The organism is Rhizobium sp. RU20A, assembly GCF_900155885.1.
Classification (GTDB): domain Bacteria; phylum Pseudomonadota; class Alphaproteobacteria; order Rhizobiales; family Rhizobiaceae; genus RU20A.
In genome coordinates, this window is record NZ_FTMB01000001.1 from 1,570,705 (window position 1) to 1,587,480 (window position 16,776).

General features: G+C 65.3%; 16 protein-coding genes. 5 read left to right on the top strand and 11 right to left on the bottom strand.

Annotation, left to right across the window (positions count from 1 at the left end; all coding sequences use genetic code 11):
- Positions 1–89 precede the first annotated feature (89 nt).
- On the top strand, positions 90–1,670 hold the full coding sequence (locus F3H41_RS07565) for a VOC family protein (protein ID WP_149737945.1): 1,581 nt from the start codon (positions 90–92) through the stop codon (positions 1,668–1,670).
- A gap of 6 nt (positions 1,671–1,676) precedes the next feature.
- On the opposite strand, the gene F3H41_RS07570 is transcribed toward F3H41_RS07565, so the two are convergent.
- Complete coding sequence (locus F3H41_RS07570) at positions 1,677–2,636, bottom strand: pyridoxal-phosphate dependent enzyme (protein WP_149737946.1); 960 nt, start codon at positions 2,634–2,636, stop codon at positions 1,677–1,679.
- A 92-nt stretch (positions 2,637–2,728) separates the two neighbouring features.
- Between F3H41_RS07570 and F3H41_RS07575 the strand changes: the two genes are divergently transcribed.
- Entirely contained in the window at positions 2,729–3,199 is a 471-nt protein-coding gene (locus tag F3H41_RS07575; RefSeq protein ID WP_149737947.1) for an Lrp/AsnC family transcriptional regulator, read from the top strand.
- Between the two features lie 258 nt (positions 3,200–3,457).
- On the opposite strand, the gene F3H41_RS07580 is transcribed toward F3H41_RS07575, so the two are convergent.
- The 9 genes from F3H41_RS07580 to speB all read right to left on the bottom strand — a co-directional run bounded on the left by F3H41_RS07580 (position 3,458) and on the right by speB (position 11,730).
- On the bottom strand, positions 3,458–4,015 hold the full coding sequence (locus F3H41_RS07580) for an NADPH-dependent FMN reductase (RefSeq protein WP_149737948.1): 558 nt from the start codon (positions 4,013–4,015) through the stop codon (positions 3,458–3,460).
- 80 nt (positions 4,016–4,095) lie between these two features.
- Positions 4,096–5,049: a ring-cleaving dioxygenase gene (locus tag F3H41_RS07585; protein ID WP_149737949.1), complete on the bottom strand. Its 954-nt coding sequence runs from the start codon at positions 5,047–5,049 to the stop codon at positions 4,096–4,098.
- A gap of 154 nt (positions 5,050–5,203) precedes the next feature.
- Positions 5,204–5,710, bottom strand: a complete 507-nt coding sequence (locus F3H41_RS07590) for a DUF3833 family protein (RefSeq protein ID WP_149737950.1) — start codon at positions 5,708–5,710, stop codon at positions 5,204–5,206.
- A 65-nt stretch (positions 5,711–5,775) separates the two neighbouring features.
- The gene (locus tag F3H41_RS07595) at positions 5,776–6,561 is read right to left on the bottom strand and encodes a carbon-nitrogen hydrolase family protein (protein ID WP_149737951.1); all 786 of its coding nucleotides are present in this window, start codon (positions 6,559–6,561) and stop codon (positions 5,776–5,778) included.
- 10 nt (positions 6,562–6,571) lie between these two features.
- A complete protein-coding gene (locus tag F3H41_RS07600) occupies positions 6,572–7,372 on the bottom strand; it encodes an ABC transporter permease (protein ID WP_149737952.1) in 801 nt (266 codons plus the stop codon).
- Positions 7,372–8,223 (bottom strand): ABC transporter permease, encoded by an 852-nt coding sequence (locus F3H41_RS07605; protein WP_149737953.1) that lies wholly within the window; start codon positions 8,221–8,223, stop codon positions 7,372–7,374. Before F3H41_RS07605 ends, F3H41_RS07600 begins: the two co-directional genes overlap by 1 nt.
- A complete protein-coding gene (locus F3H41_RS07610) occupies positions 8,220–9,251 on the bottom strand; it encodes an ABC transporter ATP-binding protein (RefSeq protein WP_149737954.1) in 1,032 nt (343 codons plus the stop codon). The genes F3H41_RS07605 and F3H41_RS07610 overlap by 4 nt, the downstream gene beginning before the upstream one ends.
- Before the next feature lie 260 nt (positions 9,252–9,511).
- Entirely contained in the window at positions 9,512–10,591 is a 1,080-nt protein-coding gene (locus tag F3H41_RS07615; protein ID WP_149738264.1) for an ABC transporter substrate-binding protein, read from the bottom strand.
- 80 nt (positions 10,592–10,671) lie between these two features.
- Positions 10,672–11,730, bottom strand: coding sequence for an agmatinase (gene speB / locus F3H41_RS07620; RefSeq protein ID WP_149737955.1), 1,059 nt, complete (start codon positions 11,728–11,730; stop codon positions 10,672–10,674).
- A 236-nt stretch (positions 11,731–11,966) separates the two neighbouring features.
- Here speB and F3H41_RS07625 point away from each other — a divergent pair, with 236 nt between their 5' ends.
- Positions 11,967–13,025 (top strand): LysR substrate-binding domain-containing protein, encoded by a 1,059-nt coding sequence (locus tag F3H41_RS07625; protein WP_149737956.1) that lies wholly within the window; start codon positions 11,967–11,969, stop codon positions 13,023–13,025.
- A gap of 29 nt (positions 13,026–13,054) precedes the next feature.
- Positions 13,055–14,230 carry an aminotransferase gene (locus tag F3H41_RS07630; RefSeq protein WP_149737957.1) on the top strand — a complete coding sequence of 392 codons (1,176 nt, stop codon included), beginning with the start codon at positions 13,055–13,057 and terminating at the stop codon, positions 14,228–14,230.
- Between the two features lie 85 nt (positions 14,231–14,315).
- Here F3H41_RS07630 and F3H41_RS21215 read toward each other — a convergent pair whose 3' ends face one another.
- A complete protein-coding gene (locus F3H41_RS21215) occupies positions 14,316–14,465 on the bottom strand; it encodes a hypothetical protein (protein WP_188129366.1) in 150 nt (49 codons plus the stop codon).
- A 399-nt stretch (positions 14,466–14,864) separates the two neighbouring features.
- Between F3H41_RS21215 and F3H41_RS07635 the strand changes: the two genes are divergently transcribed.
- The gene (locus F3H41_RS07635) at positions 14,865–16,766 is read left to right on the top strand and encodes a PAS domain-containing protein (RefSeq protein WP_149737958.1); all 1,902 of its coding nucleotides are present in this window, start codon (positions 14,865–14,867) and stop codon (positions 16,764–16,766) included.
- The last annotated feature ends 10 nt before the right edge of the window (positions 16,767–16,776 follow it).

Consider the following 16,776-nt stretch of genomic DNA (forward strand, 5'->3'; position numbering starts at 1 on the left):
TCGCGTTCCGTTGACAGTGCATCGACCATGCGCGGTCTATCGTGAACAATCGAGATGATGTCTGGTGGCGGCAGAAAGGAGAGACCACCATGTCTTCCGCCATCGACACCACCTTCAAGAGCGCCGGCCTGCATCACGTCACGCTGATCACCCGCAAGGTGCAGCCGAACGTCGATTTCTACGCAGGCTTCCTCGGCCTCAAGCTCGTCAAGCGCACTGCCGGCTTCGAGGATGCGCAGCAGTTGCACCTCTTCTACGGCGACGCCGAAGGGCGCCCCGGTTCGCTCGTCTCCTTCCTTGTCTGGCAGGATGGCGCGCCCGGCCGCGTCGGCCACGGCCAACCACTGGAGATCGCGTTTGCCATCCAGCCCGAAGCGATCGGCTTCTGGCTGACCCGCGCCCTGCGGTTCCAGGTACCCGTTACCGGCCCCGCGCAGGAATTCGGCGAACCGGTGCTGCGGCTGAAGGACCCCGACGGCGTGATCGTCAAGCTTGTCGGCACGACCGCAATCGACCGTCAGCCACTCGCCTCGCCCGTCCGCGACATCCCCGACGCGGATGCGATCCTCGGCCTTCGCGCCGCGACCGTGCTTTCCGAAAAGCCGGAGAAGACGGCCGCCTTCCTGATGCGCCATTTCGGCCTGACGGAAACGGCGCGCGAGGGCACGACGACGCGGCTTGCCGGCCGCGACGGCGATGCCGTCGACGTGCGCGATGCCGGCGGCTTCTGGACGTCTGCCCCCGGTACCGGCACCATCGACCACATTGCGCTGCGCGCCCCCGACGTCGCCACCCTCGACGCCGTCGAGGCCCGGCTGAAGTCTGCGGATGCGGGCGCGACCAACGCCCACGACCGCACCTATTTCCATTCGCTCTATGTCCGCGAACCGCAGGGCACGCTCTTCGAGCTTGCCACCGATGGGCCGGGCATGGCGATCGACGAGCCGGAAGGCCGGCTTGGCGAAACCTTGTTCATTCCACCCCATGCCGAGGGCAAGGCTACGGACCTCAAAGCCGTCCTGCCGCAATTTGCCCTCCCCGGAGATCCCCGCATGACCGAAAGAGAGCTTCCCTTCATCCACCGTATCGTGGAGCCTGAAACCGCCAATGGCCGCACGCTGGTGCTGCTGCACGGCACCGGCGGCAACGAGACCAGCCTGCTGCCGCTCGGCCGCGAGCTCGATGCGAACGCGCTGATGCTGAGCCTGCGCGGCCGGAGCCTCGACGAGGGCTTCCCGCGCTTCTTCCGCCGCCTGACCGCCGTCACCTTCGACCAGAAGGACATTGCCGGTGAGAGCGCGGCACTGGCGGCTTTCATCGAAGGCGCGCGCGATGCCTATGGCGTCGATCTCGCCCGCACCGTTTTCGTAGGCTACTCCAACGGCGCCAACATCCTCGGCGCGATGATGCTCGCCCATCCCGGCCTCATCCGCCACGCCGTGCTGATCAGGGCGATGAACGTGCTGGAGACGATCCCGGCCGCCGATCTTTCCGGCACCAGCGTGCTGATGACGACCGGGGAGCACGACCCCTACGGTCGCTATGCGGCATCGCTGGAAACGGCCCTCGCCAGGGCCGGCGCTAAAGTCGAAAACCGGCTTCTCTCCGCCGGCCACGAGTTGACGATGGAAGACGTGCGACTCGCCCGCACCTTTATCGCCAACATCTGAAGCCGGTTACCGGACGCTGGCCGGCAGCCACAGGCGGCGCTGATCCTCGGTGAGGTTGGCGCCGCACAGCATGGTCGCGACCCGCTGTCCGCGAAAATCGCCGCGCCGCGTTATCAGCCCCGCCAGCCCCGCAGCCCCCGCCGGCTCCACCAGCCGGTGGAAGGCGGCATGGGCAAAGCGCATCGCCTCGATAATATCGGTGTCATCCACCAGCATCACCTCATCGACCGTATCGGCCAGCCAGCCAACCGCCGCCGGGACGGGATCACGCACGGCAATGCCATCCGCGATGGTCAACGCTTCCGGCGTCGGGACCGGTGCCTTGGCGGCAAAGGAAAGGGCCATGCAGGGCGCCCCGCGTGCCGCGACCGCAATCACCCGCGTCTTTGGAAAGGCATGCCGGAACCAGCAGCCGATGCCGGCCGCAAGGGCACCATTGCCGAGCGGCACGAAGACGGCATCGAGATCGCCCGCCGCATCCGTCAGTTCCGCTGCCATCGTGCCCGCCCCTTCCGCGATCGCGGCGCTTGCCCCGTCCTCCACGAAGGTCAGGCCATGACCTTCGGCATAGGCGCGCGCCGCAGCCTTCGCGGCATCGAAATCCTCGCCCTCCAGCACGACATCCGCCCCGAGGCCGCGCATGGCCGCGATCTTGACCGGGTTGGCGGACACGCTCGCAAAGACCGTCACCGCCCGGCCGGCGCGGGTCGCGGCATAGGCAAGCCCCTGCCCGAAATTCCCCGCCGACGCCGTCACCAGCGAGCCGCGGCCGCCCTCGCCCGAGGCGATGTACCAGCCCGTGCCGCGCCCCTTGAAGCTGCGGATCGGATTGTCGGTCTCGTCCTTCACGAAGGCCGTCAGCCCGAGGCTGTGGCTTTCGAGAAGCGGGGAGTTGAGGAAGATCGGGTCGATGGCATTGCAGGCGTCAAGGATACGGGCGGCGGAGGGAGGAACTTGCTGGGTCATGGCCGGGATGATAGCCAGACGCGACGCGGGAGAACGGCGCCGGATGAAAGACAGGCGCCGATGATCTGCGCTCAGTTGGGGGAAGCCGCCGCATGGACGCAATCGACCGCACGCTTCTGGAGCTGCTGCAGGACAATGCCGACCGCCCCGCCAAGGCGCTGGCCGAGCATGTCGGCCTTTCCGCGAGCGCCGTCGAGCGCCGCATCGCCCGACTGAAACGCGACGGCATCATCGAGCGGACGGTGGCGGTGGTCTCGCCGAAGGCCGTTGGCCAGGCGCTCACCATCCTTGTCGAACTCGAAATCCAGAACGAGCACCGCCACAGCATCGAGCAGTTTCAGCGCTGGATCGACAAGGCGCCGGAGGTGCAGTCCTGCTTCTACGTGACGGGGGACATGGATTTCGTTCTCATCGTCACCGTCCGCGATCTCGACGCCTACAATGCCTTCATCGCGCGGATGATGGAGGATCAGCAGGGGCTGGTGCGCAAATACAAGAGCCTCATCACGCTGAAGACGGTCAAGCACGGGCTGACGGTGTTTCTGGATGAAGGTGGGGATTAGCCGGCGTGAACGGCGCCGCAGGCCGCATGGGTCCTCGGGTCAAGCCCGAGGACGACGACGCAGAGGTCGGTGACGAGCCGATCAGCGAAGTTCTTCACGCTACCGCAAACCGTCTGCCGCCTCGCTTTGGGCAAGACGGGCCACTCCACACTCCGTCATCCTCGGCCTCGAGCCGAGGATCCACAGCCAAGCACGCGGATGGTCGCATGGGTCCTCGGGTCAAGCCCGAGGACGACGGCTGGAATAGAGGGTGACGCGTCACCCCTTCACGCTTACATACGCCCCGAACGCGGCCAGAAACTGCACCACCTTGTCGCGGTTTTCCTCGTCCGCAATCCGTCCGTCGTCACCGAACAGCTTGCCGGCATGGGCGAGCATCAGCCGCTTGCCGGAGAAGATGTCGGCGCCGAGCGTGTGGAGGACCGGCAGCCAGGCATTCTGGGAGAGGATCGTGCCGAAGCCGCCCGGCGTGGTGCCGGCGAGCGCCACCGGCTTGCCGGAGAGCACCTTGCCGCCGCCGGACGGGTTGGAGGTGATCCAGTCGATGGCGTTCTTGAAGACGCCCGGCAGCGAATTGTTGTATTCGGGCGAAAAGAGGATCAGCCCGTCGGCCGAGGTGATGGCGGTGCGCAGCCGCGCCACGGCCTCCGGCACACCCTCCTCCTTTTCCACATCGGCATTGTAAAGCGGCACGCCCTCAATGCCGTGCGGCTCGATCTCGACGCCTTCGGGCGCAAGACGCACGGCCTCCTTGAGAAGCGACCGGTTGAACGAGTTGCGGCGCAGGCTGCCGGAAAGGCCGACGAGGCGGGTCATCTGTCACTCCTGATGGAACGGGTCGAGGCATAAAATGACGCCCCCGGAGAACATCTCAAGGGGCGTCGCTCATGAAAGGCTTACGTCAGCGGCTTCAACCGCGCTTCGATCTGGGCGCGCTTGGGCTCCAGGAAGGGCGGCAGCGACAGGCTTTCGCCGAGCGTTTCCATCGGCTCGTCCACGTCGAAGCCGGGCGTATCCGTGGCGATCTCGAAGAGGATACCATTCGGCTCGCGGAAATAGAGCGAGCGGAAATAGTAGCGCTCCACTTCGCCGCTGGAGGGCACGCGCATGCCGTTCAGCCGGTTGGCCCACTGGCTGAGCGCGGCATTGTCCGGCACGCGGAAGGCGACGTGGTGCACGGAACCGGCACCCTGGCGCGCCGGCGCAAGGCTCGGCTGGACCGCCACGTGCAGTTCCGCCGCCGGGCCGCCCTCACCCATCGAGAACACATGCACCTCGCCGACGCCATCCGGCGAGGCATAGGCGCGCACCTTCTCCATGTTCATCAGCTGTGTCAGCACAATCTCGGTATTGGTGATGTCGGGCACGCTCATGACGATGGGGCCGAGGCCCTTGATCTGGAAGTCTGCCGGCACCGGGCTCTTCTCCCAGGGATGGCCGGGCGTCGTGCCGCCATCATCGACGAGCCGCAGGCGCTGGCCCTCGCGATCCTCGAAATCGATCGAGGCGCGCCCGTCGATCTCGGCGATCTCGCCGGCCTTGATGCCGAGTTCGGCAAAGCGGGCCTTCCAGTAGGCAAGCGCTTCGGCACCGGCGACGCGAAGGCCGGTGCGCACGATGGAATGCGTGCCCCGCTTTTCCGGCGCGACGGGCCAGTCGAAGAAGGTGATATCGGAACCCGGCGACGCCAGACCGTCGGCGTAGAACAGGTGATAGGCCGTCGTGTCGTCCTGGTTCACCGTCTTCTTGACGAGGCGCAGGCCAAGCACGTTGGTGTAGAAATCGAGATTGCCGGGCGCATTGCCGGTGACGGCGGTCAGATGGTGGATGCCGGTCAGGTGCAGGGTCATGGACAGATCCTCCTCGGCCCGGATGCCGCGCTTTTCCGGCATCCTCTCGGGCACTTGGTTCGTTCGATGGGTGGAATATCGGACGTTCCGAGCGTTTGATAAAGATGCCCGACAAGCACGTAGTGTTCACTATCTGTGAACAAAGAAAGCGCGATCAGCGACGGAAATGGACGGACACGAAGGCAACGGGAAAGCCGTATTTCGTCACCGTCGCGGTGTTTTCCATCGTCCTGCCACCCTTCTGAAGCGTCAGGCGATCATGAAAACGCACGATGTTTTCGCCCGGCCCGGAATCGAGATCGACGAGATAGGTGAAGGTGGCGCTGTTGCCGGAAACGGTCAGCACCGTCTCGCCGATCACATCCTCCCGCGTGCCGACATAGGTGTTGGCGCCGGTGCGGGTAAAACGCCAGGTCTTGGTATCGCGCTCACCATCATTATAGACGAAGTCCTCGCGAAGGATCAGCGTCTTGCCGCGCACGGTGCCCGTCAGCTTGACGTCGAACTGCCGCTTCACGCCGTTGATGGCTGCAAAGGAGCCAGTCGCCGTCGTCTTGCCGCGAAAGAAGGTTTCCATGAACGTGTCGGCGGCCCGCGCCGGCGCGCTGGCGGTCACGAGCCCGGCGGCAAGGATGAGCGAGGTGGAAAGCGTGCGAAACATGGGGTCTCTCCCGTTTGCTGTTTCGCTCCTCTACGAGGAAAACGCGCACCCGGTTTCATCCCCGGTCAAGCGGGCGCACGCACCAGATCGCGCAGATAGGCATTCTCGGCCCGCGAGACGGCATAGTCGGCGGGATCATAATCGAAGACCATCAGGGATTCGCCAGACGCCGGCCCCTTGGCAAGGATCGTCCCGTCGGGCGCAGCAACGCGCGACTGGCCGGCGAAAGTGAAGAGCGGGTCGGCGCCGCAATGGTTGACATAGGCGACCAGCACCTGGTTTTCGAAGGCGCGCGTCGCGATCATCACATCGGCGATCACGCTGCCCGACCAGCCCGCCGGCAGGGCGGTCGGCACCAGCACGGCATCGACGCCCGCCTCTGCCAGCCGGCGCACGTTTTCCGGAAACTCCACGTCGTAGCAGATCAGCATGCCGCAGGAGAGGCCGCGATGGGAGAAGACGATCGCCGCCGGCTGTCCCGGCACGAAATGGCCGCGCTCGTAATCCCCATAGAGATGCGACTTGCGATAGACGGTCGCCGGCCCGTCGCCATCGACATAAACCGCGCTGTTGTAGACCGTTTCACCATCCCGCTCCGCGAAACCCGCGATGATCGCAACGCCCGTCTCCCGCGAGATGGCGCGCAGCCGCGTCACCTGCGGCCCGTCCACCGGCTCGGCCATGCCGGCGAGCGCCGCATCGGCGCCGTAGCCGGTGAGCGCGAGTTCCGGCAGGACGAGGAGGTCGGCACCGGCCGCCTTCGCCTCCGCCGCCGCCGTCGCAATGCGCGCGAGATTGGCCGCGACATCGCCGCAGGCCACCTTCATCTGCAAGGCTGCAATCCGTGCCATCATCCACTCCCTATTTGTCGTCGCCAGCCATCGCGCCGAGCAGCTTCGGCAGGTCGCCGAAGCGGGCGATCAGACCGAAAACCACAGCCGCCGTCGCCACGAAGAGGATCGTGACCGAGGCCATGGTCGGCGTATAGCCGTAGCGCAGCGCATTGAAAATCTTGATCGGCAAGGTTTCCATGGTGAAGCCGACCGTCATGTAGGCGACGATATATTCGTTCAGCGACAGGACGAAGGCAAAGGCATAGCCGGAAACGATATAGGGCAGGATGAGCGGCAGGATCACCGTTCGGAAGATCGTCCGGTCGTCGGCCCCCATCGTTGCCGCCGCTTCCACCAGCGATCGGTCGATCGAGGAAAAGCCGAGCGAGAGCGTCACGAGCGGCAGCGTCACGAAGAAGATGCCGTGGCTGACGGCCGCCGTCCAGGGCTGGCCGTAAAAGCCGGCCGTTGCCCAGAAGGTCAGAAGTCCGAGCGCCGTGATGACCGGCGGCAGCGTGAAGGGCGCGATGCCGAGCAGCTGGAAGAAATTCGCCCAGGGCGCGATGCGCCGCCAGAGGAACCAGGCCAGCGGCAGCGCGATCGCAACCGCCACCGCCGCCGAGGTGAGCGCGAGTGTCAGCGAGGCAAAGAGCGCGTTGCGCCATTCGGGATTGGCGAAAATCTCGCCGTACCAGCCGAGCGAAAAGCCTTGCGGCGGGAAGGTCAGCGATTGCTTCTGGTTCACCGAAACGCCGGCGACGACGAGGATCGGCAGGGCGAGGAAGAGCCCGATGGCGCCGAAGAAGAGCTTGCGGAAAATGCTGTCCATCATGCCTCTCCCTTGCGCCCGATCAGCACCGTCATGGCCACCAGCCCCAGCGTGACGAGCACGAGGAAGACGGCCATGGCAGCGGCGAAGGGCATGTTCGACTGATAGATGGCCTGATCCGTGATCAGCACCGAGAGCGTCCAGTGCTGCGGACGGCCGAGCAGTTGCGGTAAAAGGTAGGAGCCGAGCGCGAAGATGAAGACCATGACGACCGTCGCGACCAGCGTGTTCCTGAGCGCCGGCACGACGACGGTGAAGAAGGCCTTCAGCGGCGAGGCACCGAGCGTGCGCGCCGCTTCCGTCAGCGTCGGATCGAGCCGGACGATGGCGGGGTAGAGCACAAGAACCGTATAGGGAAAGGCCTGATAGACCATGCCCGTCAGCACTGCCCCGAAGGAGGGCGTCAGCGCCTGCGCCTGTTCCATGATGCCGAGCCAGACGAAGAGATTGGTAATGCCGGCCGTGCGCGACAGGAGCGTCGACCAGGCAAAGCCGATGATGACCTCCGACAACGACAGGACCGACAACAGCGCCACCAGCCAGACGACCTGCGCCTTACGCGGCAGGCGCGCCAGCATATGGGTGAAGGGCAGCGCCAGCGCCACCGAGACGATCGCGACCGTCATGGCGAGGAACAGCGAGAACCCCAGCACATTGGCAAAGAACAGGCTGAGGAAGCGGGCGTAATTGTCGAACACGAAGTCCGGCGCATAAAAGCCGGCCGGATCGCGCCGGAAGAAGGAGACGGCGATCATCGTGCCGAAGGGCACGACGAAGAAGACGACCAGCATCAGGCCGGGAAAGGCGATCGGCAGATAGTCGAGCGGATGGCGGGGCGCTTCGCGTCTCATGATTTCAGCACCACGCAGTCTTCGGCCGTCAGCTGAATGCCGACCGCCTGGCCGACCGAAACCTCCGGCCGCTCGCGCGGCGTGGAGACGGCGACGACCTGCCGGCCGCCGGCATCGAGGAAGGTCTCGATCGTGCCGCCGAGATCGCGCACGAAGGTGACGGTGGCGGGAACGGCCGAGCCGCCCGGGGCCGTCAGGTGCACGTCTTCCGGCCGCACCGAGAGCAGCGCCTTCCCGCCCGCCGGCAGCGTCAGCCCCGGCACGGCGACACCGAGCACGCTTGCCACACCGCCGGTGGCTTCGGCCTCGATGAGGTTTGTCTGGCCGATGAAGTCGGCGACGAAACTGTCGGCCGGGCGGCGGTAGATCTCGATCGGCGAGGCCGCCTGCCGGATCTCGCCCGCCTGCATGACGACGACCGTATCGGCCATGGTCATCGCCTCGCGCTGGTCATGGGTCACGACGATGGTCGTGATGCCAAGGCTCTGCTGCAATTGGCGCAGTTCCACCTGCATGGCCTCGCGCAGCTTCGCATCGAGCGCCGACAGCGGCTCGTCGAGCAGGAAGAGTTTCGGCGAAATGGCGAGCGCCCGGGCAATCGCCACGCGCTGCCGCTGGCCGCCGGAGAGCTTGGAGACGGGCCGGTCGGCATAGCCCTTCAGATGGATCATCGCCAGGAGCTCCTCGACCCGGCGCGCCTGCGCCGCCTTGTCGATGCCGCGAATGCGCAAGGGGTAGGCGATGTTCTCGCCGACTGTCAGATGCGGGAAGAGCGCCAGCGACTGGAACACCATGCCGAGATTGCGCTTGTGCGTCGGCACCGCCGTAATGTCTTCGCCGCCGAGCCGGATCGCGCCGCGCGTCGGCAGATCGAGCCCGGCGATCATCCGGAGCAAGGTGGTCTTGCCGCAGCCGGATGGCCCCAGCAGGCAGACGAAGGTGCCGTTCGGCACCTCAAGGTCCACGCCCTTCACGGCCGTGAACGATCCAAATTCCTTGACGACATTCTGAAGGGCAAGACCTGACATGGGAGGTTCCCGAAACAGAGAAGAGAAATGGCAGCGGATGAGGGGGGACGAGCGCGGCTGGCTGCGCCGCCCCCCCTCATCCGCCTGCCGGCACCTTCTCCCCGCTGGGGAGAAGGGACAACCATCATCCATCGCAGCCGCATGACCGGACACATCAACATCCCCAAAGCTGACCCCTCGCCGCCTCGATCCTTCTCCCCAGCGGGGAGAAGGTGCCGGCAGGCGGATGAGGGGGACGCAGGGACGTAGGATCTGCCGCCTTACCCGACGATCAGCTCCGTCCACTTCTGGTTCAGCCAGTCCGACTTGGTCTGGTAGAGGTCGTAGCGCGGGATGACCGGATCGATATCGGAGGAGACGGCGGCGAATTCTTCCGGCGTAAGGTCCAGCAGCTCGCGCTTGACGGTGGGCGACGTGCCGACCTTGCGCGACAGGGTCGCCTGAACGGCTGGCTGCGACATGTAGTCGATGAAGACATGCGCTTCCTCGCCCTTCTGAGAAGCGCGCGAGACGGCCCAGCTGCCGCTGTCGAGAATGCCGCCTTCCTTCGGGAAGGTGGAGCGCACCGGATTGCCGTCGGCAGCAGCAAGGCCCGTCACGTCGTGATAATACTGGCCCATCGGGATTTCGCCCGACTTCAGGGACTGCTCGAACTGGGCTTCGTCGCGATACCACAGGCGCACATTCGGCTTCACTTCGGCAAGCTTTTCGAAGGCCTTCAGAATACCCTCTTCCGTGTCGAGCGCGTTGGTGCCGCCCATGAAGGACTTGGCGGTCACTTCGAGCAGGAAGGAGTTGGAGACGAGCGCCAAGAGGCCGAGCTTGTCGGCGTTGGCCGGATCCCACAGCGCCTGCCAGCTCGTCGGTGCCTCCTTGAAGACATCGGTGTTGGTGACAAGCGTGATGTACCAGGAGACGGCGCCGATGCCGGCGATGCGTCCATCCGGATACTTGTTGATGAAGGTTTCCTTCAGGTTCGCCATGTTTTTCAGCTTTGCAGCATCCAGCGGCGCCCAAAGCTCCGTCGTCTGCCCCTTGAGCATGGCGACCTGGGAGATCATCGACACGTCGGCCGGCGCCTGGCCGGCCCTGGCGGCCTGCTCTAGCTGCACCAGCCATGCTTCGCCCGTCGGCTCGGCGACACTTTCGACGGCAATGCCGGTCGCCTTGGTGAATTCGGGGAAGATGTGCTTGTCGAAACTGTCCTTGAAGTAGCCGCCGTAAACGCCGACCTTCAGCGACTTGTCCTGCGCGCGCAGCATGGAGGGCATGGCCAGCATGGAAACGCCGGCAAGGCCGGTGCCGAGCACGGCGCGGCGGCTGACGGATGTCTTCAGAATATCCTTCATTGTCTTCTCCTGTTTTGGGCGGCCGCCGCTTTCGGCGTGCCGGTCCCGTTCCCGTTTCTGTATCCGTTCTGTCAGGCCTGGCCGATCACCGAAGGGCTGAAGGCCATGAGGCTGAGGATTTCGAACAGCACCTGCGCACCGGCATGGGCCGTATTGGTCGTTGAATCATACTGCGGCGCGACCTCGACGACATCCCCGCCGACGAGATTGACACCCTTGAGCCCACGGATGAGTTCCAGCACCTCGCGGGTCGTCAGGCCGCCGATCTCCGGCGTGCCGGTGCCCGGCGCAAAGCTCGGATCGAGGCTGTCGATGTCGAAGGACAGGTAGGTCGGACCGTCGCCGACGATCGCCCTGGCCTTTTCGATGATGGCGGGAATACCCATGCCTGTCACCTCCTCCGCATGGATGACGGTCATGCCGGATTCATAGGAGAACTCCCACAGATATTCGGCCGAGCCGCGAATGCCGATCTGGATCGTACGGGTCGGGTCGAGCACGCCGTCCAGCACCGCATTGCGGAAGGGGCCGCCATGGTGGAACTTGGTGAGGTCATAGGCGCCGCCCGTGTCGCAGTGGGCGTCGATGTGGATCATGCCGACCGGACGATCCTTGCCGACGGCGCGCATGATCGGATGGGTGATGGAATGATCGCCGCCCACCGACAGCGGGATGACGCCGGCCGAAACGATCTTGGCGATATGCGCCTCGATGTCCTCGTGGCACATTTCCAGCCGGTAGCGGCTGCGAAACGGCACGTCGCCGATATCGGCAACCCTGAGATCGAAGACCGGTGCGCACCCGAGAACATGATTGTAGGGGCCGATCCGCTCGATGCTGCGCATGGCGCGCGGTCCGAAGCGCGAACCGGGACGATTGGTGACACCGAGATCCATGGGCACGCCGACCAGCGCCACCTGAAGATTGCCAAAATCCGGCTCGCCCGCAGAGATGGGCATGTGGGGCGCCGAAAGCAGCGTCGGAACGCCGGAATAGGGCGCAAGACGCGTCCCGCTTTTCGAGAAGATCTTGTCCGCGACCTTGCGGAAGTCGGGATCGAACATCTCGCCGCCATGCGCCTCGCCGTACTTCTCGCGCAGTGCCTTGAGCGTCGTTTCGTCGATGGCCATGTCGGTCTCGCCCTTCTGTCTCGGAAGGGGCCCGCATGCCGGTCGATCCGGACGATGCGCGTGGGAGAGCTTACGTGGAACGGCAGCCGCCGATCCCCCGCATCTCCCTTCGTGTTCCCCTTCGGTCTTTTCTGATCGTTGCGAGAACTAGAGCGGAAATGTCTTTGAAAATCAATTGACATTGTTATAGGATCATAGGTGAGAAAAACTCACAGAACATCATTCGGAGAGCGCCCCTGCCCGCCCGTCTGCCACCGCTCAATCCGCTGCGAGCCTTCGAGGCGACGGCCCGGCGTGGGTCGGTGTCGGCTGCCGCCCGCGAGCTCAACGTCACGCACGGCGCCATCAGCCACCAGATCCGCGCCCTCGAACTGTCCGTCAATACGCCGTTGTTCGAGCGCGGCGGCAAGCGGCTCAAGCTGACGCCGCAGGGTGCGCTGCTGTTGCCCGCCGTCACCCGCGCCTTCGACGACATTGCCGCCGCCACCGCCGCCATGACGAGGCCGGCGACCAGCGGCGAACTGACGATTACCTGCGTGCCCGCCCTCCTCTCCCTGTGGCTGATCCCGCGCCTCCATCTTTTCACCGAGCAGTATCCCGATGTGCGCCTGACCCTGACGGCTTCGAACGACACGGCAAATCTCTTCGATCCACGGGTCGACCTCGCCATTCTCTACGGCGACGGCAACTGGGGGGACGTGTGGACACGGCTGTGGAGCCGCCTGTCGCTGTTTCCCGTGGTCAGCCCCGCGCTTGTCGCCAGCCGGCCGCTGCGCTCCATCCGCGACCTGTCCGATCATACGCTGCTGCACGGCGATGACGGGCGTGAGTGGAGCACCTGGCTCGCCGCCGCCGATGCCGCCGACGTGCAGCGCGGGCGCCGGCATTTCATGAGCGACGCAAGACTGTCGACGGAAGCCGCCCTGCACGGCCAGGGCGTCGCGCTCGGTGATACCATCACCGCCGGCAGCCTCATCGCGCGCGGCGAACTGATTGCGCCCTTCGACCTCTCCGTTCCCGCCAACGATGCCTTCTACGTTGCCTGCCGCTCGGAGAACCGCGCCGCGCCGATCGTCAAGGTCTTCATCGACTGGCTGTTTGCCGCCCTCGAGGCCGATCCGCTGCCGGAACCGCAGGCGTCCGGCCGCACGGTGCTGCGCACCCGTCACGGAAAAATGAGCGCCGGCCATGGCGCCAGCGCCGCCGCCCCCTCGGAGAAACGCTCAAAGCCTCCCATATCCCGTCGCAAGACCCGGCCAGATCCGGCAGCGCCCAAAACCCGAACGTCACGATGACGAACCGGTCCAACCACGGAAGTCCGACAATGCCCCGCTTCAATCCCCGCGTCGCAACCCTTGCCCCGCCGCCGATTCCGTCCGTCTTTGCCTGGGCGCGGGATTACGACGGCAGCCAGGGCCCGCTGATCGATCTGTCGCAGGCCGTGCCGGGCTATCCCGCCCATCCGGACATGCTCGCCTGGCTCGGCGAGGCCGCCGCCTCCACCGCCTCGACCGGCTATGGCCCGATCGAGGGCGAGCCGGGCCTTCGCGCCGCCTATGCCCGCCATGCCGGCGCCGTCTATGGCGCAGCGCTCGAGGCCGGCAACATCCACATCACCGCCGGCTGCAACCAGGCCTTCATCGTCACGATGATGGCGCTGGCCGGCGCAGGCGACACCGTGCTCGTCACCAACCCCTTCTATTTCAACCACGAAACGACGCTGACCATGCTTGGCATCGGCGTGGACCTCGTGCCCTGCGACCCGGTGACCGGCTTCCTGCCGGACGTTGGCGCCCTCAAGGACGCGCTGACACCGAAGGTCCGCGCCCTTGCACTCGTGTCGCCCAACAACCCGACCGGCGCCATCTATCCGCCCGAACTGCTGAGCGAGATTTTCGCGCTGTGCAAGGCGAACGGGACCTGGCTGGTGCTCGACGAAACCTACCGCGACTTCCTGCCGGGCGATGCCGCACCGCATGCGCTGTTTTCGCAAGAGGGCTGGGAGGACACGCTGATCGGCCTCTATTCGTTCTCGAAATCCTTCTGCATTCCCGGCCACCGGCTCGGCGCCATCACGGCAAGTCCGGCCGTTGTCGCCGAAATCGCCAAGGTGATGGACAATGTGCAGATCTGCGCGCCCCGCGCGGGCCAGATCGCGCTGGAAAAGGCACTGCCGGCGCTCGACGCCTGGCGGGCCGGCAACCGCGCCGAGATCCTGCGCCGTGCCGAGGCGCTGAAAGCGGTCATGGAGGACGTGCCGGACTGGTCGATCCAGGCGATCGGTGCCTATTTCGCCTATATCCGCCACCCCTACCCGGATATCGACAGCGCCTTCGTGGCCGAAAAGCTCGCCAAGGGCGCCGGCATCATCTGCCTGCCCGGCGATTTCTTCGGCGCGGGTCAGGATGGCTTCCTGCGCTTTGCCTTCGCCAATGCCGGCGTGGATGTCATCGGGCAGGTGCGGGAGCGGCTGCGCCGCTTCGTGCTGCCCGGCATCTGAACGGGGAGGCACGGCAGATCCCCAATAGAAAAGGCCGCCACGGTCAATCGTGGCGGCCTTCTCACGTCAAGGAGGTGGAGTGGCGTCAGAGGGCGCCGAAGACGATCGCGCAGACGAAGCCGAAGGCTGCGAGGCAGACGACACCGGGCACAATCTGCTGGACCCGCACCTTGCGGGCCGGAAGCGCGGCGCAATTCGAATAGGGAACCGACAAAGCCTGACGATGTACCTGCATGGGACCTCCTGCCAATCTTGCAGCCGGAACGACTGCCTTGGAATTGTCACAATGTTTATCGCCTAATCACGACCCAATTGATAGAGATTATTTTGCGTTGTGGGCCGTCGGCATGAAAAATCCGTGCAAAGTCGATTGTTCCAGCCCAGGACGCCCGGCCTGCAAAAAGCCCATCGCCGTTGGGCGCCGTTAACCTGTCAGGCGTAAACGGGGCGGGCGCCTACAGAAATTTGGTCGGACGCACCCTGACTTTCCAGCGTCGAAACCTATATCGTGTGCCGGATATCGCTTTTCCGCTGCGCAGGTCGGACCCAACCCGTGCACAGTCATCGGCGAAAGCGACATCCGCCCCGGGCGGCAGGCCAGCCGCGCCGACCCTGCGGTCGAAGAGTGGTGTAGATGAACGATCCCTTGTTTCCCGCCCCGGCGACGGGACCCTCCGGCAGGCTCGCAGACAGCGAGATGCGGCGCCTCATCGCCGAGCACCCCTGGGAAACGACAGAGCTCGGGCCGATCGCCGACTGGCCGATGACGCTCGTCGTCATGATCCGCACCATTCTCGCCTCGCCAATTCCGATGGCGCTGCTGGTCGGCGAGCGCGGCGCTCTGATCTACAATGATGGCTATGCCCAGATCGCCGCGCGCAAGCACCCCGGCTGCCTCGGTCGCTCCGCCCTCGACGTCTGGCCGGAAGTCGAACCCTTCAATCGCAGTGTCATCGAGGCCGTCGCCCGCTACGAAACGGTGAGCTTCGAGGATCAGAAAATGATCCTCCACCGCAATGGCGTTCCGGAAGAGGTCTGGTTCGATCTCGATTACAGCCCTGTGGTGGACGAGACCGGCAAGGTGCTGGCCGTCCTTGCCATCGTCGGCGAGACAACCAAGCGCGTCGAGGCCGAACGGGCGCTGGCCGCCAGCCGGGAGCAGATGGAACTGGCGCTCGGCTCCTCCTCCATTGTCGGCACCTGGGACTGGCTGGTTGTCGAGGACCGTGTGGAGGCCGACCCGCGCTTCGCCGCGATCTTCGGCATTGAAGTCAACGCGCCGGGACAGCCGATCGAACGCTTCCTGAACGCCATCCATCCCGACGATCTCGACCGTGTGAAGACGGCGATGACCGAAGCCATGGAGACCGGCGACACCTATTCGCAGGAATACCGCATCCGCCAGAGCGATGGCTCCAGTCGCTGGATCCTCGCCGAAGGACGCCCCCTCCTCGATGAGGACGGAAAGGTCGTGCGTTTTCCGGGCGTGGCCGTCGACATCACCAAGCAGCGTAAGGCGCTGGATGACCACGCCCGCGCCGAAACGGCTTTCCGCACCTTGGCCGATGCGATGCCCCAGATGGTCTGGTCCACCCGGCCGGACGGCTTTCACGACTATTACAATGCCCGCTGGTACGAATTCACCGGCGTTCCCGACGGCACCACCGATGGCGAAGGCTGGAACGGCATGTTCCACGAGGAAGATCAGGAGCGCGCCTGGGCCCTCTGGCGTCATTCGCTGGAGACCGGCGAGCCCTACCAGATCGAATACCGTCTGCGGCATCGCTCCGGCGCCTATCGATGGGTGCTCGGCCGTGCACTTGCCGTGCGCGACGGGGCCGGTCGCATCACCCGCTGGTACGGCACCTGCACCGATATTCACGATGCCAAGATTGCAGCAGCCGAGCGCGAGATCGTCGCCCACGAACTCTCCCACCGCATCAAGAACATCTTTTCCGTCATCAACGGCATCATCAGCCTGCAGGCCCGCCAGATGCCAGACATCCGGCCCTTTGCCGAGCAACTGCGGCGCCGTCTCGACGCCATGGGCCGCGCCCATGATTTCGTGCGTCCCCACAGCCGCGATTCCAGGCCCGTCGATATCGACAAGACGCTGATGGGCCTGATGAACGAGCTCCTGGCGCCCTTCTCGGAAGCACGCGAGCGCATCCTGATCGAAGGAGACGACATCGAGATCGGCGACAGCGTGGCAACACCGCTCGCCCTCCTCTTCCACGAGCTCGCCACCAATTCGGCCAAATACGGCGCCCTCTCCACAGACGATGGTCGCCTGATCATCCGCACCCGGCGCGATTCCAACGCCTATGTGGTCTCATGGATCGAGGCGAACGGTCCGCCGATCACCGGTGAGCCGTCCGCGCAAGGCTTCGGCTCCCGCCTGATGGCAATCAGCGTCGAAGGCCAGCTCGGCGGGAGGATCGAGCGTCAATGGGGCGCCGATGGCCTCACGGCAACCATCAGCCTGCCGGTGGAAGCGCTGGTGCGCAGCGGCACGCTACGAAGCGGAGAGCGATAGGGCAGCGGCG

Coding starts and splice junctions, on each gene's coding strand:
- F3H41_RS07565 (WP_149737945.1), top strand. CDS start 90: ATGTCTTCCGCCATCGACACCACCTTCAAGAGCGCCGGCCTGCATCAC.
- F3H41_RS07570 (WP_149737946.1), bottom strand. CDS start 2,636: ATGACCCAGCAAGTTCCTCCCTCCGCCGCCCGTATCCTTGACGCCTGC.
- F3H41_RS07575 (WP_149737947.1), top strand. CDS start 2,729: ATGGACGCAATCGACCGCACGCTTCTGGAGCTGCTGCAGGACAATGCC.
- F3H41_RS07580 (WP_149737948.1), bottom strand. CDS start 4,015: ATGACCCGCCTCGTCGGCCTTTCCGGCAGCCTGCGCCGCAACTCGTTC.
- F3H41_RS07585 (WP_149737949.1), bottom strand. CDS start 5,049: ATGACCCTGCACCTGACCGGCATCCACCATCTGACCGCCGTCACCGGC.
- F3H41_RS07590 (WP_149737950.1), bottom strand. CDS start 5,710: ATGTTTCGCACGCTTTCCACCTCGCTCATCCTTGCCGCCGGGCTCGTG.
- F3H41_RS07595 (WP_149737951.1), bottom strand. CDS start 6,561: ATGGCACGGATTGCAGCCTTGCAGATGAAGGTGGCCTGCGGCGATGTC.
- F3H41_RS07600 (WP_149737952.1), bottom strand. CDS start 7,372: ATGGACAGCATTTTCCGCAAGCTCTTCTTCGGCGCCATCGGGCTCTTC.
- F3H41_RS07605 (WP_149737953.1), bottom strand. CDS start 8,223: ATGAGACGCGAAGCGCCCCGCCATCCGCTCGACTATCTGCCGATCGCC.
- F3H41_RS07610 (WP_149737954.1), bottom strand. CDS start 9,251: ATGTCAGGTCTTGCCCTTCAGAATGTCGTCAAGGAATTTGGATCGTTC.
- speB (WP_149737955.1), bottom strand. CDS start 11,730: ATGGCCATCGACGAAACGACGCTCAAGGCACTGCGCGAGAAGTACGGC.
- F3H41_RS07630 (WP_149737957.1), top strand. CDS start 13,055: ATGCCCCGCTTCAATCCCCGCGTCGCAACCCTTGCCCCGCCGCCGATT.
- F3H41_RS21215 (WP_188129366.1), bottom strand. CDS start 14,465: ATGCAGGTACATCGTCAGGCTTTGTCGGTTCCCTATTCGAATTGCGCC.
- F3H41_RS07635 (WP_149737958.1), top strand. CDS start 14,865: ATGAACGATCCCTTGTTTCCCGCCCCGGCGACGGGACCCTCCGGCAGG.